Genomic DNA, 21328 nt, shown 5'->3' with positions numbered 1-21328 from the left:
GCGGTGTGCATGCGATCTAAGTCACACCACAAAATACTGTGGGAGCGGGCTTGCCCGCGATGGCGATCTTTCAGACACCCGATAAACAGGGCCAATAAATATCGGCTTCAGCCGTCGGAGGTTTCCTACTGTTACCTGGGATCTTTCAGGTTACTGAATGTGTAACCGCATCGCGCCATTACGGGGCATTGGGAAACGCCAGGCCCCAAATCAGGGGCAATAAACCGTGGATGAAAAATAAGACCCCACGCTGCGCTTGCCGGATTAGAAGGGTTTGCCAATAATAGGCCCGCAATTTGCAACATAGATCGGTTCCATGTCTTTTGCTCTTGCATGATTTTGCAGGGCTGTCAACGCGCTAAAACGACTTTCTCGGTGCTTCTGTAATTAGTTGTCGCATTGAAGAAATATCGGCCTCCGGCCTGTCGTTAGAATGCCGATCACTCGCTCGTCGTTGCCCGTGTTGAAAATTCGCACGCGCAATGTAGGACGCAGCACTGCTTTCCGGTTCCACTCATTCGCATATTGGGCTGTTGCTCACTCTGCCGTTTTTGCCCTTTACCGATGGAGTCCCAAGATGAAGAAACTCGTGCTGCTTGGCGCCCTGGCACTGTCCGTGCTGTCCCTGCCAACCTTCGCCGATGAAAAACCTCTGAAAATCGGTATCGAAGCGGCTTACCCTCCGTTCGCGTCCAAAGCACCGGACGGCAGCATCGTTGGTTTCGACTACGACATCGGCAACGCCCTGTGCGAAGAGATGAAGGTCAAGTGCGTGTGGGTCGAGCAAGAGTTCGACGGTCTGATCCCGGCGCTGAAAGTGCGCAAGATCGACGCGATCCTGTCGTCCATGTCGATCACTGAAGATCGCAAGAAGTCCGTGGACTTCACCAACAAGTACTACAACACCCCGGCTCGCCTGGTCATGAAGGCCGGCACTCCAGTCAGCGACAGCCTGGCTGAGCTCAAGGGCAAGAACATCGGCGTGCAGCGTGGTTCGATCCACGAGCGTTTCGCCCGCGAAGTCCTGGCCCCGCTGGGTGCCGAGATCAAGCCTTACGGTTCGCAGAACGAAATTTACCTCGACGTGGCCGCCGGCCGCCTCGACGGCACCGTGGCAGACGCTACGCTTTTGGATGACGGCTTCCTGAAAACCGACGCCGGTAAAGGCTTCGCGTTCGTCGGCCCGGCGTTCACCGACGTCAAATACTTCGGCGACGGCGTAGGCATCGCGGTGCGCAAGGGTGACGCGCTGAAAGACAAGATCAACACTGCGATCACTGCCATTCGCGAGAACGGCAAGTACAAGCAGATCCAGGACAAGTACTTCGCCTTCGATATCTACGGCAAGTAACACGCCCAGGCGACAAGTCCGAAATGGCGCAAGCAGCAGGATCTCTGAGGTTTGCGCCATTTTTTCATCCCAACGTTCGAGGACCTGAATCATGTTGAAAGGCTACGGGGCTGTCATCCTCGATGGCGCTTGGCTGACGCTTCAGCTCGCCTTGTCGTCCATGGCTCTGGCCATTGTGCTGGGCCTGATCGGCGTGGCACTGCGTCTGTCGCCAGTGCGCTGGCTGGCCTGGCTGGGCGACCTGTATTCCACGGTGATCCGCGGTATTCCCGACCTGGTGCTGATCCTGCTGATTTTCTACGGCGGCCAGGACCTGCTCAACCGCGTCGCGCCGCTGCTCGGTTTTGACGACTACATCGACCTGAACCCGCTGGCCGCCGGTATCGGTACCCTGGGCTTCATCTTCGGTGCGTACCTGTCGGAAACCTTCCGTGGCGCCTTCATGGCGATCCCCAAGGGTCAGGCCGAAGCCGGCATGGCCTACGGCATGAGCAGCTTCCAGGTGTTCTTCCGGGTGTTGGTGCCGCAGATGATTCGTCTGGCGATTCCGGGTTTCACCAACAACTGGCTGGTGCTGACCAAGGCCACCGCGCTGATTTCGGTGGTGGGTCTGCAAGACATGATGTTCAAGGCCAAGCAGGCGGCCGATGCCACCCGCGAGCCTTTCACCTTCTTCCTCGCAGTGGCGGCGATGTACCTGGTGATCACCAGTGTGTCGTTGCTGGCATTGCGTCACCTTGAGAAGCGCTACTCGGTAGGCGTAAGGGCGGCTGATCTATGATCTTCGACTACAACGTCATTTGGGAGGCCTTGCCGCTGTACTTCGGCGGCCTGCTGACCACCCTCAAACTGCTCGCGCTGTCGCTGTTCTTCGGCCTGCTGTGCGCATTGCCGCTGGGCCTGATGCGCGTTTCGAAGAACTCGGTGGTCAACATGTCCGCCTGGCTCTACACCTACGTGATCCGCGGCACGCCGATGCTGGTGCAGCTGTTTTTGATCTACTACGGTCTGGCGCAGTTCGAAGCCGTGCGCGAAAGCTTCCTCTGGCCATGGCTGTCCAGCGCAACGTTCTGTGCGTGCCTGGCGTTCGCGATCAACACCAGTGCCTACACCGCCGAAATCATCGCCGGCAGCCTGCGGGCCACGCCGAACGGCGAGATCGAAGCGGCCAAGGCCATGGGCATGTCGCGCTTCAAGATGTACAAGCGCATCCTGCTGCCGTCGGCCCTGCGTCGGGCGCTGCCGCAGTACAGCAACGAAGTGATCATGATGCTGCAGACCACCAGTCTGGCGTCCATCGTGACCCTGATCGACATCACCGGCGCCGCGCGCACGGTCAACGCCCAGTTCTACCTGCCGTTCGAGGCTTACATCACGGCCGGTGTGTTCTACCTGTGCCTGACCTTCATCCTGGTGAAACTGTTCAAGATGGCCGAGCGCCGCTGGCTGGGCTACCTGGCCCCGCGGAAGCACTGATATGGAACGTATCGATCATGCTTTGCCGTGGAGCCACCTGGGCAGCGAACGCCGGATTTCGGTGTTCCGCTTCGGTAGCGGCGAGCGCAAGGCCTACATCCAGGCCAGCCTGCACGCCGACGAGCTGCCGGGCATGCGCACAGCCTTCGAGCTGAAAAAACGCCTGGCCGAACTCGAAGCCCAAGGCTTGCTCAACGGTGTCGTTGAACTGGTGCCGGTGGCTAATCCGCTGGGCCTCGGTCAACTGCTTCAGGGCAATCATCAAGGGCGTTTCGAAGCCGGCAGCGGCAAGAATTTCAACCGCGATTTCGTCGAGTTGAGCGCACCGGTTGCGGCTGCATTGGCTGAAAGCCTGGGCGATGATCCACACGCCAACATTCGCCTGATCCGTCAGGCGATGGCCGATCACCTGGCTGCATTGCCAGAGGCGAGCAGCCAGTTGCAGGGCATGCAGCGCGTCCTGCTCAGCCATGCCTGCACGGCGGATGTGGTGCTGGATCTGCATTGCGATGCCGAGGCGGCGCTGCACCTGTATGCCTTGCCGCAGCACTGGCCGCAGTGGCGTTCGCTGGCCGCGCACCTGAACGTGCGGGTCGGTTTGCTGGCGGAAGATTCTGGTGGCAGTTCGTTCGACGAAGCCTGTTCGTTGCCGTGGCTGCGTCTGTCGCGCCTGTTCCCGGACGCGCAGATTCCACTGGCCTGCCTGGCGACTACCATTGAATTGGGTGGTCAGGCCGACACCGGTCGCGAGCAAGCGTGCGCCCACGCCGAAGGCATCCTGGCGTTCCTCGCCGAGCAAGGCCTGATCGGCGGTGAATGGCCCAAGCCTGCGCAGGATCCTTGCGAAGGCATGCCGTTCGAAGGCACCGAGTTGTTGTTGGCACCGCACCCCGGTGTGGTGAGTTTCCTGCGCAAACCTGGTGAATGGGTTGAAGCCGGCGACGAGATTTTTGAAGTGATCGATCCGTTGGCGGATCGGGTCAGCACGGTGTGTGCTGGTACGTCCGGGGTGCTGTTTGCCATTGAACGGCTGCGTTATGCCCAACCCGGTTTCTGGCTGGCCAAGGTGGCGGGGCGCGAAGCGCTGCGTCACGGGCGCTTGCTCAACGACTGACTGACTGTTTTTGTGAGAACCGACCGCATGTACAAACTTGAAGTCCAAGACCTGCATAAACGCTATGGCAGTCACGAAGTGCTCAAGGGCGTGTCCCTGAAAGCGGCAGCCGGCGATGTGATCAGCATCATCGGCTCCAGTGGCTCCGGCAAAAGTACGTTCCTGCGCTGCATCAACCTGCTGGAGCAGCCGCACGCGGGCAAGATCCTGCTCAACAACGAAGAGTTGAAGCTGGTGGCGAACAAGGACGGCGCGCTGAAGGCGGCCGATCCGAAACAGCTGCAGCGCATGCGTTCGCGCCTGTCGATGGTGTTCCAGCATTTCAACCTGTGGTCGCACATGACCGCGCTGGAAAACATCATGGAAGCGCCGGTCCACGTGCTCGGTATGTCCAAGGCCGAAGCCCGCGAGAAGGCCGAGCACTACCTGAACAAGGTCGGTGTGGCCCATCGTAAGGATGCTTACCCTGGCCACATGTCCGGCGGCGAGCAGCAGCGCGTGGCGATTGCCCGTGCGCTGGCGATGGAACCGGAAGTGATGCTGTTCGACGAACCGACCTCGGCCCTCGATCCGGAGCTTGTGGGTGACGTGCTGAAAGTCATGCAGGCCCTGGCCCAGGAAGGCCGGACCATGGTCGTGGTGACCCACGAAATGGGCTTCGCCCGTGAAGTGTCGAACCAGTTGGTGTTCCTGCACAAAGGCGTGGTCGAAGAAAGCGGCAACCCGCGTGAAGTGCTGGTGAACCCGCAATCCGAGCGTTTGCAGCAATTCCTGTCCGGCAGCTTGAAGTAATCAGGGCTGCCGTTGTGCACCGCGATAGTGCATGCTTCGCAACTTAGCGGCTGGCCCCGATTCCTTGTAGGAGCCGGCTTGCTGGCGATAGCGGTATGTCTGTAGCAGATATGCAAACTGACCCACCGCTATTCGCCAGCAAGCCGGCTCCTACAGGTTTGATCTCTGCCGGTTCTGAGATTTGCGTTCATTTACGGGCTAGCATTGGCCCATGCCTTCATCACAGTTCTTCGCTTCGGATTGCCCACCATGACTGCCCATCGAATTGGTTTCCTGATTTGGCCCAGCACTAAAGCACTGACGCTTGCGCTGGCTGAGGAGGCCTTGCGTGTTGCCCAGCGTGTGCATCCGGACGTGGTTTACGAATTGTCGTTCCTGCAGGCAGAACCTCCCGCTGAAAGTGCCTGGCAATTGCCCGGTGAGGCCTGGACCGGCAAGCTGGAAAACTTCCAGAAACTGTTCCTGCTCGCTGACGAACCGCCGACCACGCTGGCGCCGGCGCTGAGCAGTGCGCTCAAGCAACTGGTGCGTTCCGGTTGTGTGATCGGTGGCCTGTCGGCCGGTGTCTACCCGTTGGCGCAGCTGGGTTTGCTCGACGGTTATCGCGCCGCTGTGCACTGGCGCTGGCAGGACGATTTCGCCGAGCGTTTCCCCAAGGTCATCGCCACCAGCCACCTGTTCGACTGGGATCGCGATCGCCTGACCGCGTGCGGCGGCATGTCGGTGCTCGATTTGTTGCTGGCGGTGCTGGCCCGTGATCACGGTGCGGAGCTGGCAGGTGCGGTGTCGGAAGAACTGGTGGTCGAGCGTATCCGCGAGGGCGGCGAACGTCAGCGTATTCCGTTGCAGAATCGCCTCGGCTCCAGTCATCCAAAGCTCACCCAGGCCGTGCTGCTGATGGAAGCCAACATCGAGGAGCCGCTGACCACCGACGAAATCGCGCAGCATGTGTGCGTGTCCCGTCGGCAGTTGGAGCGGATTTTCAAGCAATACCTCAACCGTGTGCCGAGCCAGTACTACCTGGAGCTGCGCCTGAACAAGGCCCGGCAGATGTTGATGCAAACCAGCAAGTCGATCATCCAGATCGGCCTGTCCTGCGGTTTCTCTTCGGGGCCGCATTTCTCCAGCGCCTATCGCAATTTCTTCGGTGCCACGCCGCGCGAAGATCGCAACCAGCGGCGCAGCAGCAGCCCGTTCGAATTGTCATCGGTGCCGCCGGAGCGCGGCTGAGTCAGCTGCCGGTTATTCGTCCGGTTCGGAATCCCCCGAGCTCGATACTTCCAATTCAGCCTGTTCGATCACGGCTTCGACACCGAAGTCGATGCTGGTTTTTTTGAAGTAGGCGATCAGTGTCTGCACGCTTTGCGCATCCAGCGGGTTGCCCCTGAGGTTGATGCTTTCTGCTATGTCCATTGGCAGCTCGAGAATGTCGTCGGGGATGTGACTGATAGCGTTGTTGTTCAGGTCAGCGACATCCAGGCTCGTCAGCTTCAGCAGGCCTGGCGGCAGCTCAGTGATACCCGTGCGAGACAGATGCAGTGACGACATGTTCGGCATCTGACTGACATCGGGAGTCAGCCCCAGCGGATTGTTGCTCAGGTCGAGGTAGTCGAGGCGATCCAGTTGGGCCAGCGCCAGCACGGATTGAGTGTTCAGTGTGATGTCGCACTCGCTCAGCGACAGTGAAGTCAGCTTGCCCATGGTGAATACGGCCTCAGGTATCTGGTGCAGGGCGTATTCGCGGATGGTCAGGTGCTTCAGATGGGGGAAACTGCGCAGAAAACCCTCGACACCGCCGGTCAGCCCGGCTTCGCTGTGCATGTACAGCAGTGAGACGTGGCTGAAGTCCGCAGGCAGTTCAGGCAGTTCGCCGGTGATGATGGTGGTCAGCGCCAGCTCGTAGCCGGGGTCAAGTACCTGATTGAGATCGTCCATCTCGGTCTCTCGACGCCAGCAGCGTTCCATCAGTTGCTTGAATTCATCGCGGGTGGCGTGTTCGATCAACAATTGCTGCGGGGTAAAGGGTTCACCGGTGTCCGGGTGCAGCGCGGGGATGTCGGCGGTCCAGGCGGCCAGTACGGTACGCAGGGTGTCGTACTCGGTTTCCAGGCGCGTTATTTCGATTCGACCCTCGGCCAGGGTTCCAGGCAGGCGATAGATGAATGCGCTGGCCTCTTCCTGATCCATTAGCGGGTAGAGCCTTTGCAAGCGCTGGATGTCGGCCTGTTCGGCAAGGACGCCAAAGTCGCACCCGGTCTGATTGAAATGGATCTTTATCCGTTCGCGGTCGGCGGAGGAAACGGGGTTGCCACCCAGGTCGAAACCTTCTTGAGTTTTGCGGGGCAACTTGAACAGCGCGGGGGACAGTTCCTCGATCCGGTTGTCATTGAGCAGGGCGGTCCGCAGGCGTGGTCGCGTCAACAGGCCGGGAGGCAGTTCGGACAGCCCGGTACCGGAAAGATCGACGTAGTTGAGGTACGGCATGTTTTCCAGGGACGGGCACAGGCCGAGCGGGTTTTTGTACAGGTCGAGCGCGCTCAATCGGTTCAGGGCAGAAAGGGTGACGCGGCTCTGCTCTGTGAGGGTCACGGCGCAGTCGCTGAGGATCAGTGCGTCGAGTTGCGGCCATTGTGCAATGGCATCCGGCAGCTGACCCAGTTCGAAGTTGCGTAGCGCCAGGCGGTTGAGCGCGGAAAACCCTTTCAGGAAGTCATTCACGCCGCGGGTGGCACGATGACCTTCAAGCATCACGCTGCGCACCTGAGGGAAATCGACGTTCAGCCTTGGCATCTCGCCAAAGATCGGCTGGGAAAACTCAAAGGAAACCGGCTCGCCATGGGCGCTGTCGTAGGTGGCCTGACGCCGCCAGCAGTCGAGCAGCCTGGCGATGAATTCCCGGCGCGCATGCCGTTGACTGACGATTTGTTCGACACTCAACCTGGTTTGCGTGCCCGGAACATACAGCGGGATCTCGTCGCGCCAAACGCTCAGTTCGTCGAACAATTGCGCGTGTTGATAAAACAGACGCTGGAGTTCTACCCGCGGTCCGGCGGGATTTCGTTGCAATCGTGCGGCAAAGGCCTCGAGTTCCTCTGCGTTCAGATGGGGGAACAGCCGAAAGATGTGATTTTGCAATGACGGGGTATTGACCGGCATCATGCGATAACCATCGCTCCCGCCGAGCAAACGCATGACCGCCGGGTCGTATGCAGGCTTGAGATTTGGGTGTTGCGCCAGCAGCGTACGCAAAGCCACTCGGGTGAGTGCGTGGGTGCGAATCAATTGCTTGAGCCTATCGCCCTCACCGATGTTGATGTTCAGGGCGATTCGCTCGCTGTCGGGCATTGCTTGTAACAGGCTGGCATAGAGGGAGTCGGTACTGCTGAGCTGTTCACCGGCGTCATCGAAGGCCTGATAAGCCCCTTCATCGGTCAACACCAGCACCTTGCGCAAGGGCGCGTCCGGCTCGCCAATGCTGTCGATCAGCGGCCCGTTGTGCGTGTATTGGCGGATTTCCAGGCGCAGTTGCCCCGACCAGCCAGGCAGGCGTTCCAGCGTGTGCAGCGCCAGGCGATCGGTGTCGAGATTGTTGCGCGTCGAATACAAGTCGAACCCTTCGTAAGCGCGAGAGACGCGCACTTGCAAACCGGCCTCCTGTGCCAGTTCAGTGAGGCGTTTGGACAAAGTTCCCCGCTCCAGTAGCTGGCGTTCCTCAGCGCTGGCGCTGTCGAGCAGCGCTTCGGCGAGGCTGGTTGGCAAGTCGGGTTCGCTGTCGATGATGCGCTGGACCAAGGGGCGCGCACCTTGTTCGATTTTGCGGTAGCGCTCACTGAAGAGCGTCTCCCGTTTTTCTGCGGCGAGCGTTGCCAGGTCGCGGCGTAATGATCTTGCGTCAGATTTGTCGAGGTGGTGCAGCAGGGTTTTGATCAGGTCGCCATCGTCCAGCTGCGCTTGATTGATCTGCACCACGACCTGGTTATTCTTGATGCGCTCCCAGACGGTGTTTCCCGTTGCATCGAGCAGTCGCAGCCCCTTGTCCGCTGGCCAGTCACCGTAGTCGCACAGCAATTCCAGTTGCATGACCGGATCGGCCTGCAGGTATTGCTCTGGACGTTCGCTGCCGATTCTCTCGATGAAAGTCTGCAGGTCCTGATCGATCTTGAAGCGTTTGAGTGTGTCGGCCAGCAGTGGCGGCAGCTGTTCGGCGTTGACGTGCATCTTGCGCAAGGCGTTTTCGTGGCAGCCGCTGATGCTGAGGATGCGCTCGCGCTCGGTCGGCGAAAAACGCTGCATGTCCGGGCCGATACGGCGCAGCAGGGTGGCCTGGTCCCAGGTCAGTGGCTGGTCGAGTTCGGTTTGCCAGGCCCCGTTGCCGTTATGCTTCAGGGTCGGTTGGTAAGCGTCGGGACGAGTGGGGTGCTGGATGCGATGCTGCCCGGTCAGTGGATCTTCGGTGACTGAGTAGTGGCTGTTTTCCAGCGTCAGCAGGGTTTTGCCCTGATGGGCGTGCAGTCCCGTCGCGTCGGGTTTCGCGTCTTTGGCAATCGCGACGTTTTGTTCGTAAACCGTCAGATCGGGCTTCCAATAGCGGGTTTCGCCATCGGGTCGTTTCACCGAGTTGAAGCGGTCGATGAATTGCACGATTTCCCGGGGCAGGACCGCGCGGAATTCGTTGGCGGCAATCGCGCCTCCTGCCGCGAAAGTGCCCAGTTGCACTGCAGATTCAACCATCCCCATGAAATGCTCGAAGGCTTCGCTCGTCTGGCCTTCTGCCCAGTCGACAATGCTTTCGAAGGTTTCATCGAGCAACTGATAGGCAATGTAAGCCAGCATCAATTCGCCCAGGAACGGGACGAACGGCAACGCGATGAAGGCGGCGATGTTGAGCAGCGCCGAGGCGATTTCCGTGAAGGAGTCCCACAACGCCCATCGCGCCTTGCGGTCGACCGTGGCCGTCGACACGGCGATGACGCGGGCGTCATTGAGGATCTTGTCGAGTTTGCGTTGATAGAGATGAACCCACAGGTCGCCTCTGATGGGTAGGACGGCCATCTGCAGGTCGGGGCGCTGGTTGGGGCTTTCTCGCCAGGTCGGCCGTGGATCGCCAGGCGGGACCGGTTGCCAGGTGATGGGGTCGAGGCGGTTGTTCAGTTCGGCGAAGAAGTAACCGCGGTCCTCATGACTGATGAAACGACTGAAAAACTGTTGATAGTCGGGCACCCGCAAGCGCTGGCTCAGTTCCTCGGCGAATGCCGCCGAAGAGGGGTATTGCTTGACTGGATGTTCGGGGTCGTCAGGAATCCAGGCCACGACCCCCACCGTTTGGCGGGCGCGCTCCAGTTCCGGGGCGAACAGCACGACGCCGGTCAGGCGGGCATTCATGATGGTCAGTTCATGAGGCTTCCAGAATTGCCCGTGCGCATCGGTGAGCAGTCGATGATCGTCGCTGGCCAGCAGGTTTTGCATCTGCGCCATATGCAGGGCGGCGGCCAGTGCGGTTTTTTGGCTTTGGCGAATTTTCGCTTGCAGGACCGCCGCCGTCACCGGGTTGCTGATGCCCAGGTTGTCCTCCAGATAGCTTTTATAGCGCTCGCCAATGTCGAGTTCACGGCATAGTCGGGTGAACGCGGCGATGGGTATCTTGTCCAGAATCTGTGGCAGGGTACTGAACTGCCCGGTGGAAGAGGGCGCAGTGATGTAAGTCGAGGCAGGCTCAAAGGCGTCGTCTTCGGTTTCGGCGCTTTCGAAGTTGTGCAGCGCGGCGTCCAGCAACGATACCGTCCAGATGCGTGCGGCCCCGGACTTCAGGCGCAACCAGGGTATGTGCGCGGGGATGTACAGACGCAGAAAGATATTATTGACGTCCGCTTCCACACCGAAACGTGTCTTGAGTGCGCCCTTGAGCATGGGTTCGGCGAAGGCGGCGGGGTTCAACAGATTCGCCAGGGACTGATCGACCCGGTTCTGGCTTGTCGCCTGCCTGCTGATGAGTTGGGCGAGTTCGGCGTGCTGATCTGCGGATGCATGCCTGGTGTGGGGGGGCAGTCCTGGCTTGCTGTTGCTCAGCGCTTCGCGCCGTTGTGGCGTCGTTTGGCGAAGCCAGGGAGGAATGACGTTCATCAGGTGCTGATAATGCGCGTCGGGCCTGAAGGTCTCAGGGATGTCGGGGTTTTCGGTATTCATGGGGGAGGTCCACCATCGCGGTTGATAGACCGTCAGGAGAACCCGTAAACGACGACGACGCGCGGTACATATCTACCGCCTTCTTCGAATCGGCCGGGGTTACGACACGACGACCTGCCGCAAACACCCGCCGCCAGTTAAACTGCGCCTTTGCGACCCTATATGTCGCATTGCCGTAAACCCGGGAAAATCCGGGGTTTGCGCTATAAGAAGTTGTCGCTTGGCGGCAAGGCCGGGCTGAAAACTGTCCTTACAATCCTCACCAAGCTCGCCAGTTTCAGGCGAGTGTTTTCTCTTCAGGAGACTCCGATGTCCGTTGAGCACGCTGCGGTACAACGCGCCGATTTCGATCAGGTAATGGTTCCCAACTATGCGCCTGCCGCATTCATTCCTGTGCGTGGCGCCGGTTCCCGCGTTTGGGACCAGTCCGGTCGCGAGCTGATCGACTTCGCCGGCGGGATCGCCGTCAACGTGCTGGGCCACGCGCATCCGGCGCTGGTCGGTGCCTTGACCGAGCAGGCGAACAAGCTGTGGCACGTGTCCAACGTGTTCACCAATGAGCCGGCCCTGCGCCTGGCGCACAAACTGGTCGACGCCACCTTTGCCGAGCGTGCGTTCTTCTGCAACTCCGGCGCCGAAGCCAACGAGGCCGCCTTCAAGCTGGCCCGTCGTGTCGCGTTCGACCGTTATGGCAGCGAGAAGTACGAAATCATCGCGGCGCTCAACAGCTTCCACGGTCGTACCCTGTTCACCGTGAACGTCGGTGGCCAGTCCAAGTATTCCGATGGCTTCGGTCCGAAGATCACCGGCATCACCCACGTGCCGTACAACGATCTGGCCGCGCTGAAAGCCGCCGTTTCCGACAAGACCTGCGCCGTGGTACTGGAACCTATTCAAGGCGAGGGCGGCGTGTTGCCGGCCGAACTGGCCTACCTGCAAGGCGCCCGCGAGCTGTGCAACGAGCACAATGCGTTGCTGGTCTTCGACGAAGTGCAAACCGGCATGGGCCGTACCGGCCACCTGTTCGCCTACCAGCATTACGGCGTGACGCCGGACATCCTGACCAGTGCCAAGAGCCTGGGCGGCGGTTTTCCGATTGCCGCCATGCTGACCACCGAAGCGCTGGCCAAGCATCTGGTCGTCGGCACCCACGGCACCACTTACGGCGGCAACCCGCTGGCGTGCGCTGTCGCCGAAGCCGTGATCGACGTGATCAACACCCCCGAAGTGCTGGCCGGCGTCAATGCCAAGCACGACAAGTTCAAGGCGCGCCTGGAGCAGATCGGCGAGAAGTACGGCCTGTTCACTCAGGTCCGTGGTCTGGGTCTGTTGATCGGTTGCGTGCTGAGCGACGCCTGGAAAGGCAAGGCCAAGGACATCTTCAACGCCGCCGAGCAAGAAGGCCTGATGATTCTGCAAGCCGGCCCGGACGTAGTGCGTTTCGCCCCGAGCCTGGTGGTGGAAGACGCCGATATCGATGCCGGCCTGGATCGCTTCGAACGTGCCGCGGCAAAACTGACGCAAGCCTGATAGACCCTTCGATGCCTGACTTTTCAGGCGTCGAACCCAATTTTGTATGCCGGATCCGCTCTGACTCACCACACCTGTAGGAGCCGGCTTGCTGGCGATGAGGCCCGAAAGCCTTGCGGCGATCAACCTGCCGCCATCGCCAGCAAGCCGGCTCCTACAAGGGGTGTTTCAGGGTGAACCCGGTGTTTTTTCCTATAAGAGTTTTACGAGAAAGGAGTGACACCATGCTGGTGATGCGCCCCGCGCAAATGGCTGATCTGGGCGAGGTACAGCGTCTGGCTGCGGACAGTCCGATTGGTGTCACTTCCTTGCCGGATGACGTTGAGCGCCTGAGCGACAAGATCGCGGCAAGCGAAGCCTCGTTCGCCGCCGAAGTGAGCTTCAACGGTGAGGAAAGCTATTTCTTCGTCCTCGAAGACTCTGCCACCGGCAAGCTGGTCGGTTGCTCGGCCATCGTCGCGTCGGCCGGTTACTCCGAGCCGTTCTACAGCTTCCGCAACGAAACCTTCGTGCACGCCTCGCGGGAGCTGAAGATCCACAACAAGATCCACGTGCTCTCGCAGTGCCACGACCTGACCGGCAACAGCTTGCTGACCAGTTTCTACGTGCAGCGCGACCTGGTGGGTTCGCCGTGGTCGGAGCTCAATTCCCGTGGCCGCCTGCTGTTCGTGGCCAGCCATCCGGAGCGCTTTGCCGATTCCGTGGTGACCGAGATCGTCGGTTACAGCGATGAAAACGGCGACTCGCCATTCTGGGATGCCATCGGCCGCAACTTCTTCGACCTCAACTACGCTGAAGCCGAGCGTCTGTGTGGCCTGAAGAGCCGGACGTTCCTCGCCGAACTGATGCCGCATTACCCGATCTACGTGCCCCTGCTGCCGGACTCCGCGCAAGAAGCGATGGGCCAGGTGCATCCACGGGCGCAGATCACCTTCGACATCCTGATGCGCGAAGGCTTCGAGACCGATCACTACATCGACATTTTCGACGGTGGCCCGACCCTGCATGCCCGTGTCTCGGGGATTCGTTCGATCGCCCAGAGCCGTGTGGTGCCGGTGAAGATCGGCGAGCCAGTCAAAGGTGTCGGTCGCCAGTATCTGGTGGCCAATGCCCAGTTGCAGGATTACCGCGCCGTGATGCTCGAGCTCGATTACGCGCCGGGCAAGCCGGTGACCCTGGATCTGGAAGCCGCCGAAGCCCTGGGCGTCGGCGAGGGTGCCAGCGTGCGCCTGGTGGCGGTTTAACGTCGCAATTGATGCCTAGAAAGCAGCGAAGTTTCACGGGTGGCGCAAGCGGCCCGTTTGAGGAGATAGCATGATCGTTCGTCCCGTACGCAGCAGCGATTTACCCGCTCTGATCGACCTGGCCCGCAGCACCGGCACCGGCCTGACCACCTTGCCGGCCAACGAAGAACGTCTGGCCCATCGGGTCGGCTGGGCCGAGAAGACCTTTCGCGGCGAAGCCGGGCGGGGCGATGCGGACTACCTGTTCGTGCTCGAAGACGACGACGGTCGCGTGGTGGGTATTTCCGCCATTGCCGGCGCCGTCGGCCTGCGTGAGCCCTGGTACAACTTCCGGGTCGGCCTGACGGTCAGCGCTTCGCAAGAGCTGAACATCTATCGCGAAATCCCGACGCTGTTCCTGGCCAACGACCTGACCGGCAACTCCGAGCTGTGCTCTTTGTTCCTGCACGCCGATTACCGCACCGGCCTGAACGGTCGCATGCTGTCCAAGGCGCGGATGCTGTTCATCGCCGAGTTCGCGCAACTGTTCGGCAACAAGATCATTGCCGAGATGCGAGGGGTGTCCGATGACGCCGGGCGTTCACCGTTCTGGGAAAGCCTGGGCCGGCACTTCTTCAAGATGGAATTCAGCCAGGCCGACTACCTGACCGGCGTGGGCAACAAGGCGTTCATCGCCGAACTGATGCCGAAATTCCCGCTGTACACCTGCTTCCTGTCGCCGGATGCGCGCAACGTGATCGGCCAGGTGCACCCGGACACCGAGCCGGCGCTGGCCATGCTCAAGGGCGAAGGCTTCAGCTACCAAGGCTACGTCGACATTTTCGACGCAGGTCCTGCCATCGAATGCGAAACCGGCAAGATCCGCGCAGTGCGCGACAGCCAGGCACTGGTGCTGGCCGTCGGCACGCCGGGCGACGATGCCACGCCATTCATCATTCACAACCGCAAGCGCGAAGACTGCCGCATCACTGCTGCACCGGCACGTCTGGCCGCCGGCACCCTGGTGGTCGATCCGCAGACCGCCAAACGTCTTCAACTCAACGCTGGCGATCAAGTGCGCGCCGTGGCGTTGTCCGCAGCTCGGGAGTCGAAATAATGAAGTCGCTTTATATCGCAGGTGAATGGCTGGCAGGTCAGGGCGAAGTCTTCGAGTCGCTGAACCCGGTGACCCAGCAAGTGCTGTGGTCCGGTGCCGGTGCCACCGCCGCTCAGGTCGAGTCGGCCGTGCAAGCGGCGCGTCAGGCGTTCCCGGACTGGGCGCGACGTACCCTGGAAGAGCGCATTTCGGTGCTGGAAGCCTTTGCCGCCGCGCTGAAGAATCACGCTGACGAGTTGGCCCGTACCATCGGCGAAGAAACCGGCAAACCCCTGTGGGAAGCGGCGACCGAAGTCACCAGCATGGTTAACAAGATTGCCATCTCGGTGCAGAGCTACCGCGAACGTACCGGCGAGAAGAGCGGCCCGCTGGGCGACGCCACCGCCGTACTGCGCCACAAGCCACATGGTGTGGTCGCGGTGTTTGGTCCTTACAACTTCCCCGGCCACTTGCCGAACGGCCACATCGTACCGGCACTGTTGGCGGGTAACAGCGTGCTGTTCAAGCCAAGCGAGCTGACGCCGAAAGTGGCCGAACTGACGGTCAAGTGCTGGATCGAGGCCGGTCTGCCGGCGGGTGTGTTGAACCTGCTGCAAGGCGCTCGCGAAACCGGCATCGGCCTGGCGGCGAACCCTGGCATCGACGGTCTGTTCTTCACCGGTTCCAGCCGCACCGGCAATCACCTGCACCAGCAATTCGCCGGTCGCCCGGACAAGATCCTCGCGCTGGAAATGGGCGGTAACAACCCGCTGGTGGTCGATCAGGTCGCTGATCTGGATGCCGCGGTGTACACCATCATTCAGTCGGCCTTCATCTCCGCCGGCCAGCGCTGCACCTGTGCCCGCCGCTTGCTGGTGCCGCAGGGTGCCTGGGGCGATTCGTTGCTGGCGCGTCTGGTGGCGGTCAGCGCGACTATCGAAGTCGGTGCCTTCGATCAGCAACCGGCGCCGTTCATGGGCTCGGTGGTTTCCCTCGGCGCTGCGAAAGCGTTGATGGATGCGCAGGAGCATCTACTGGCCAACGGCGCCGTGGCGCTGCTGGAAATGACTCAGCCTCAGGCTCAATCGGCCTTGCTGACCCCGGGCATCCTGGACGTGAGCGCCGTTGCCGATCGTCCAGACGAAGAGCTGTTCGGCCCGTTGCTGCAGGTGATCCGCTACGCTGATTTTGCAGCGGCGATCGCTGAGGCCAACGACACCGCCTACGGTCTGGCCGCCGGTCTGCTGTCGGATTCCGAGGCGCGATACCAGCAATTCTGGCTGGAAAGCCGTGCCGGTATCGTCAACTGGAACAAGCAGCTGACCGGTGCCGCGAGCAGCGCGCCATTCGGTGGCGTAGGCGCTTCGGGCAACCATCGCGCCAGCGCCTACTACGCGGCGGATTACTGCGCGTACCCGGTGGCGTCGCTGGAAACGCCGAGCCTGGTGTTGCCTGCCACCCTGACACCTGGCGTGAAGATGGCGTGATGCCTATCGCGGGCAAGCCCGCTCCCACAGGGACCGCGTCGTACACGAAATTTGTGAGCAATGCTGAACCTGTGGGAGCCGGGCTTGCCCGCGATGGCCGCGACCCGGTCTTACTGAATAGTTACGCAAGCCTATAACAACAGATTCTCGTGGAGCCTCGCTGATGAAATCCTATGAAGTCAATTTTGACGGTCTAGTGGGGCCGACCCATAACTACGGCGGCCTGTCCTACGGCAACGTCGCGTCCCAGAGCAACAGCCAGCAGTCTTCCAACCCCAAGGAAGCGGCGCTGCAAGGCCTGGCGAAAATGAAAGCGCTGATGGAGATGGGTTTCCAGCAAGGCGTGCTGGCACCGCAGGAGCGCCCGGATGTGGCCGCGCTGCGTCGCCTGGGCTTTGCCGGTACCGACGCGCAAGTGATCGAGCGCGCTGCCAAGGAAGCGATGCCGTTGCTGGTGGCCAGTTGCTCGGCTTCGAGCATGTGGGTGGCCAACGCCGCCACCGTCAGCCCGAGCGCCGACACCGCTGACGGCCGCGTGCATTTCACCGCCGCCAACCTCAATTGCAAATATCACCGCAGCATCGAACACCCGACCACCAGCCGCGTGCTGGGGGCGATGTTCGCCGACCAGAAACACTTTGCCCACCACGCCGCCTTGCCGGCCGTGGCGCAGTTCGGTGACGAAGGCGCGGCCAACCACACGCGTTTCTGCCATGAGTACGGCAAAGCCGGTGTCGAGTTCTTCGTGTTCGGTCGCAGCGCGTTCGATACCCGCTACCCGGCGCCGCAGAAGTACCCGGCGCGCCAGACCCTCGAAGCGTCCCAGGCCGTTGCCCGTTTGCACGGCCTGAGCGATGACGGCGTGGTCTACGCCCAGCAGAACCCGTCGGTGATCGATCAGGGTGTGTTCCACAACGACGTGATTGCGGTCGGTAACGGCGAAGTGCTGTTCTATCACGAGGACGCGTTCCTCGAGACCGAGCAGATGCTCGCTGAACTGCAGAGCAAACTCGCCAAGGTCGGTGGGAAATTTCAGTCAGTCTGCGTACCGCGTTCCGCGGTAAGCGTGGAAGACGCGGTACGTTCCTACCTGTTCAATAGCCAACTGCTGTCGCGTCCTGACGGCTCCATGCTGTTGATCGTGCCGGAAGAATGCCGTGGCAACGAGCGCGTCTGGCAATACCTGCAGGGTTTGACCAGCTCCGGCGGCCTGATCCGCGAAGTGAAAGTCTTCGATCTCAAGCAGAGCATGCAGAACGGCGGTGGCCCGGCTTGCCTGCGGTTGCGCGTGGCCCTCAACGAAACCGAACTGGCGGCCGTCAACCCAGGGGTTATCATGACGGCACCGTTGTACGGCACTCTGACCGAATGGGTCGAGAAGCACTACCGCGACCGCATGACCGAAAACGATCTGGCGGACCCGCAATTGCTGCTTGAGTGCCGGACGGCACTGGATGAACTGACGCAAATCCTTAAACTGGGCGCGGTTTATCCATTCCAGATCAATTGATCGACGGCGCGCTGCCTCCCATGGCAGCGCGTCGCTTCATCTCAAACGAGAGCGTAAAACATGAGTGATTCCCTGCAGCTGATCCTTGAAGACACCGACGGCACGCAACTGGAAACTTCCTGCACCCGTGTCGCGGTACTGTGGCAAGGCAAAGAGCTGTGGATCCAGCAGGACGGCCGTGGCCAGTTGCTGATCGGCGTGGACGTCGAAGAAGGCGATGCCGAGTACGCCAACCTGCTGCTGCGCCCATTGGCGACTAATCTGGTAAGTCTGCAACTGGAGATGGAACCGGCTGACGTCGGCGACGACGAGGATCACGTTCACGGCCCGGATTGCAACCACGACCACTAAGGAAACCGCTCTATGCTCGCCCTCGGCAAACTGCTTGAACTGACCCTCGCCGGCCGCGAACCGGCGGAGAAGACTCAACTGACTGTCGAAGGCGTGCGCATGCGCTGGTTGAGCGAAGGTGCGCTGGAAGTCCGGCCGCCTGAAGCGCGTGACAATGGCCTGGACCTGCTGCTGTCGGCGGGGATCCATGGCAACGAAACAGCGCCGATCGAATTGCTCGATCGCCTGTTGCACGACATCGCCCGCGGCGATCTGAAGCCGCGTGCTCGCATTTTGTTCCTGTTCGGCAACCCGGAAGCGATTCGCAAGGGCGAGCGTTTCGTCGAGCAGGACGTCAATCGGCTGTTCAACGGCCGTCACGAACAAAGCAGTGGCTCCGAAGCCTTGCGTGCCTGTGAGCTGGAACGCCTGGCCGCGAGTTTCTTCAGCCTGCCTGACCGGCAGCGCCTGCATTACGACCTGCACACGGCGATCCGCGGCTCGAAGATCGAGCAGTTCGCCCTGTACCCGTGGAAGGAAGACCGCCAGCATTCGCGTCAGGAACTGGCGCGCCTGCGTGCTGCCGGCATGGAAGCGGTGTTGTTGCAGAACAAGCCGTCGATTGTGTTCAGCTCCTACACCTACGACAAGCTCGGTGCCGAGGCCTTCACCCTGGAGCTGGGCAAGGCGCGGCCGTTCGGTCAGAACGACGGGGTCAATGTCTCGCTGCTGGAGGCGCGCCTCAAGCAGATCATCGAAGGCACTGAACCGGAACTGACGGAAGATGCACTGGACGGGTTGCAGCTGTACAGCGTGGCGCGCGAAATCATCAAGCACAGCGACAGCTTCCGCCTGAACCTGCCGGCGGACATCGAGAACTTTTCAGAGCTGGAAGTGGGTTACCTGCTGGCGGAAGACATTGCCAACACCCGCTGGATCATCGAAGAAGAGGGCGCCCGGATCATCTTCCCGAACCCCAAGGTGAAGAACGGCTTGCGTGCCGGCATCCTGGTCGTGCCGACCACCGACGAAAACCTCGCCTGACACAGAACCATTGTGGGAAAACCCTGTGGGAGCGAGCTTGCTCGCGATAGCGGGCTTTCAGACGATGAATTTGTTGACTGAAACACCGCTATCGCGAGCAAGCTCGCTCCCACAGTTGATTTGGGTGAAGCCGGAAGTTTCACCCGGATCGCAGGTTTTGTGTTTAGACGGCTACCGCGCGTGGCTCGGTGCGGCGCAGCGCACGAATCTTGTGCAGCGTATCGGCACAGGTCTTTGCCGCTTCCTGGCCTTTGTGCACGAAGTGATCGAAGAAGAACTTGTGATGCAGTTCTTCGCCGGCATGGAAGTGGTGCGGGGTCAGGGACACAGAGAACACCGGCACTTCGGTTTCCAGCTGAACCTGCATCAGGCCGCTGACCACCGACTGGGCGACGAACTCGTGACGGTAGATGCCGCCGTCCACCACCAGGGCTGCGGCGACGATGCCGGCGTAACGGCCGGTCTTGGCCAGCAACTTGGCGTGCAGGGGCATTTCAAAGGCGCCGCCGACTTCGAAGAAATCGATGTCGGATTCCTGATAACCCTGGGCAATCATTTCGGCGACGAAGCCTTTACGGCTCTGGTCGACAATGTCCTTGTGCCAGCAGGCCTGGATGAACGCAACGCGTTCGCCGTGATGGTTTTTGCTTTTGCTGTCGATTGCGGTGGGTTGCATGTTCTGACTCCTGTTTGTGTGAAAAACAGGGCGTTATGAATCGAAGGGGATCTGAGGGTACGCGCGCTCGCACGAGTGCTGGCGGACGGCCCTTTGGTGCCAATCCCGTTCTCTCTTCATCCGGACTATGACCGTCGGCCCCGGGATCACACCGGGTCTGCTGACCTTGCTTTCATTCACGGCCATTTGCCGTGTCTGTCAGCAAGCGCTCGCGGGCTATGCGCATTGCGCGCAATTACCGCCGGTGGGGAGTTGCACCCCGCCCTGAGAACGTTTTTGCCGCCGGAAAGTGTGGCGGCGCAGCGTTTTTAACACATATTTGCGGCATCCGCATCGATGCTTTTGGATGATTGTTATCGAGTATTTCGCTTTATTAGCGGGCATTATCCGGGTCCAAGGGTTGAATATTCACCGCCATGCCCGCAGTAATTCCTTCCTGAAAGGGATTTCCCCTGCTTACCGAGGCCAGATTCATGAGCGTTATCGATCTTCGCAGCGACACCGTCACCCAACCTTGCGCTGGCATGCTCGACGCGATGGCCAAAGCCGCCACCGGCGATGACGTGTATGGCGAAGATCCGACGGTCAACCGCCTGGAAGCCGAGCTGGCCGAGCGCCTGGGTTTCGCCGCGGCACTGTTCGTGCCGACCGGCACCATGAGCAATCTGCTGGGGTTGATGGCCCATTGCGAGCGCGGTGACGAGTACATCGTCGGCCAACAGGCCCACACTTATAAGTACGAAGGCGGTGGCGCGGCGGTGCTCGGCTCGATCCAGCCGCAGCCGCTGGACGTGCAGGCCGATGGTTCGCTGGACCTGGCTCACGTCGCCGCCGCGATCAAGCCGGATGACTTCCACTTCGCCCGTACCCGCTTGCTGGCGCTGGAAAACACCATGCAGGGCAAGGTCCTGCCGCTGGAGTACCTGGCCCGGGCGCGCAGTTTTACCCGCGAGCATGGCCTGCAGTTGCACCTGGACGGCGCACGTCTGTACAACGCGGCGGTGAAGCTGGGTGTCGATGCCCGGGAAATCACCCAACATTTCGATTCCGTCTCGGTGTGCCTGTCCAAAGGCCTGGGCGCGCCGGTCGGTTCGGTGCTGTGCGGCTCGGCTGAGCTGATCGGCAAGGCCCGGCGCCTGCGCAAGATGGTCGGTGGCGGCATGCGTCAGGCCGGGATTCTCGCGGCGGCCGGCCTGTATGCGCTGGATCACAACGTCGAGCGCCTGGCCGATGACCACGCCAACGCACAATTGCTGGCAGAAGGCCTGCGTGCGGCGGGCTTCGAGGTCGAGCCGGTGCAGACCAACATGGTTTACGTGCAGATGGGCGACAGGGCCGAGGCGCTCAAGGCGTTTGCCGCCGAACGCGGGGTCAAGCTCAGTGCCGCCGCGCGTCTGCGCATGGTCACGCACATGGACGTCAGCCGTGCGCAAATCGAGCAGGTCGTCGCGACATTCGTCGACTTTTCGCGCAAGTGATAGCGTTAGCCGTCCAATTGACCGTTTCTATCGTATAA

At 60.9% G+C, this 21328-nt stretch carries 16 protein-coding genes and 1 riboswitch; of the genes, 14 read left to right on the top strand and 2 right to left on the bottom strand.

Features of this window, described 5'->3' with window-relative positions; translation table 11 throughout:
* Positions 1 to 577 precede the first annotated feature (577 nt).
* The 6 genes from EI969_RS22575 to argR all read left to right on the top strand — a co-directional run bounded on the left by EI969_RS22575 (position 578) and on the right by argR (position 5963).
* Positions 578 to 1351 (top strand): ABC transporter substrate-binding protein, encoded by a 774-nt coding sequence (locus EI969_RS22575; protein ID WP_008154331.1) that lies wholly within the window; start codon positions 578 to 580, stop codon positions 1349 to 1351.
* Positions 1352 to 1442: 91 nt separating this feature from the next.
* Entirely contained in the window at positions 1443 to 2132 is a 690-nt protein-coding gene (locus EI969_RS22570; protein ID WP_034151464.1) for an ABC transporter permease, read from the top strand.
* Positions 2129 to 2827 (top strand): ABC transporter permease, encoded by a 699-nt coding sequence (locus EI969_RS22565; protein ID WP_160389714.1) that lies wholly within the window; start codon positions 2129 to 2131, stop codon positions 2825 to 2827. The genes EI969_RS22570 and EI969_RS22565 overlap by 4 nt, the downstream gene beginning before the upstream one ends.
* Position 2828: 1 nt before the next feature.
* On the top strand, positions 2829 to 3941 hold the full coding sequence (locus EI969_RS22560; protein WP_160389713.1) for a M14 family metallopeptidase: 1113 nt from the start codon (positions 2829 to 2831) through the stop codon (positions 3939 to 3941).
* A 27-nt stretch (positions 3942 to 3968) separates the two neighbouring features.
* Positions 3969 to 4733: an ABC transporter ATP-binding protein gene (locus EI969_RS22555; protein WP_046042317.1), complete on the top strand. Its 765-nt coding sequence runs from the start codon at positions 3969 to 3971 to the stop codon at positions 4731 to 4733.
* A 249-nt stretch (positions 4734 to 4982) separates the two neighbouring features.
* Positions 4983 to 5963: a transcriptional regulator ArgR gene (gene argR / locus EI969_RS22550; protein WP_160389712.1), complete on the top strand. Its 981-nt coding sequence runs from the start codon at positions 4983 to 4985 to the stop codon at positions 5961 to 5963.
* Between the two features lie 12 nt (positions 5964 to 5975).
* Here argR and EI969_RS22545 read toward each other — a convergent pair whose 3' ends face one another.
* A complete protein-coding gene (locus EI969_RS22545) occupies positions 5976 to 10916 on the bottom strand; it encodes a dermonecrotic toxin domain-containing protein (RefSeq protein WP_160389711.1) in 4941 nt (1646 codons plus the stop codon).
* 309 nt (positions 10917 to 11225) lie between these two features.
* Between EI969_RS22545 and EI969_RS22540 the strand changes: the two genes are divergently transcribed.
* The 7 genes from EI969_RS22540 to astE all read left to right on the top strand — a co-directional run bounded on the left by EI969_RS22540 (position 11226) and on the right by astE (position 19136).
* A complete protein-coding gene (locus EI969_RS22540) occupies positions 11226 to 12446 on the top strand; it encodes an aspartate aminotransferase family protein (protein ID WP_160389710.1) in 1221 nt (406 codons plus the stop codon).
* Positions 12447 to 12670: 224 nt separating this feature from the next.
* Complete coding sequence (aruF, locus tag EI969_RS22535; RefSeq protein ID WP_007971023.1) at positions 12671 to 13690, top strand: arginine/ornithine succinyltransferase subunit alpha; 1020 nt, start codon at positions 12671 to 12673, stop codon at positions 13688 to 13690.
* Positions 13691 to 13760: 70 nt separating this feature from the next.
* Positions 13761 to 14786, top strand: coding sequence for an arginine N-succinyltransferase (astA, locus tag EI969_RS22530; protein WP_160389709.1), 1026 nt, complete (start codon positions 13761 to 13763; stop codon positions 14784 to 14786).
* The gene (gene astD, locus EI969_RS22525; protein WP_371926013.1) at positions 14783 to 16252 is read left to right on the top strand and encodes a succinylglutamate-semialdehyde dehydrogenase; all 1470 of its coding nucleotides are present in this window, start codon (positions 14783 to 14785) and stop codon (positions 16250 to 16252) included. Before astA ends, astD begins: the two co-directional genes overlap by 4 nt.
* A gap of 163 nt (positions 16253 to 16415) precedes the next feature.
* Positions 16416 to 17762, top strand: coding sequence for an N-succinylarginine dihydrolase (gene astB, locus EI969_RS22520; RefSeq protein ID WP_150714771.1), 1347 nt, complete (start codon positions 16416 to 16418; stop codon positions 17760 to 17762).
* Between the two features lie 60 nt (positions 17763 to 17822).
* Positions 17823 to 18113, top strand: coding sequence for a hypothetical protein (locus EI969_RS22515; RefSeq protein WP_064119940.1), 291 nt, complete (start codon positions 17823 to 17825; stop codon positions 18111 to 18113).
* A gap of 12 nt (positions 18114 to 18125) precedes the next feature.
* Positions 18126 to 19136 carry a succinylglutamate desuccinylase gene (gene astE, locus EI969_RS22510; RefSeq protein ID WP_160389707.1) on the top strand — a complete coding sequence of 337 codons (1011 nt, stop codon included), beginning with the start codon at positions 18126 to 18128 and terminating at the stop codon, positions 19134 to 19136.
* A 163-nt stretch (positions 19137 to 19299) separates the two neighbouring features.
* On the opposite strand, the gene EI969_RS22505 is transcribed toward astE, so the two are convergent.
* A complete protein-coding gene (locus EI969_RS22505) occupies positions 19300 to 19812 on the bottom strand; it encodes a 6,7-dimethyl-8-ribityllumazine synthase (protein WP_150714775.1) in 513 nt (170 codons plus the stop codon).
* Between the two features lie 103 nt (positions 19813 to 19915).
* A riboswitch (FMN riboswitch) is annotated at positions 19916 to 20088 on the bottom strand.
* Positions 20089 to 20285: 197 nt separating this feature from the next.
* On the opposite strand from EI969_RS22505, the gene ltaE reads away from it, so the two are divergent.
* A complete protein-coding gene (gene ltaE, locus EI969_RS22500; RefSeq protein ID WP_160389706.1) occupies positions 20286 to 21290 on the top strand; it encodes a low-specificity L-threonine aldolase in 1005 nt (334 codons plus the stop codon).
* The last annotated feature ends 38 nt before the right edge of the window (positions 21291 to 21328 follow it).

This window comes from Pseudomonas sp. PB101, from assembly GCF_009764265.1.
GTDB lineage: Bacteria > Pseudomonadota > Gammaproteobacteria > Pseudomonadales > Pseudomonadaceae > Aquipseudomonas.
This window is presented reverse-complemented; position numbering and strand designations above follow the sequence as displayed.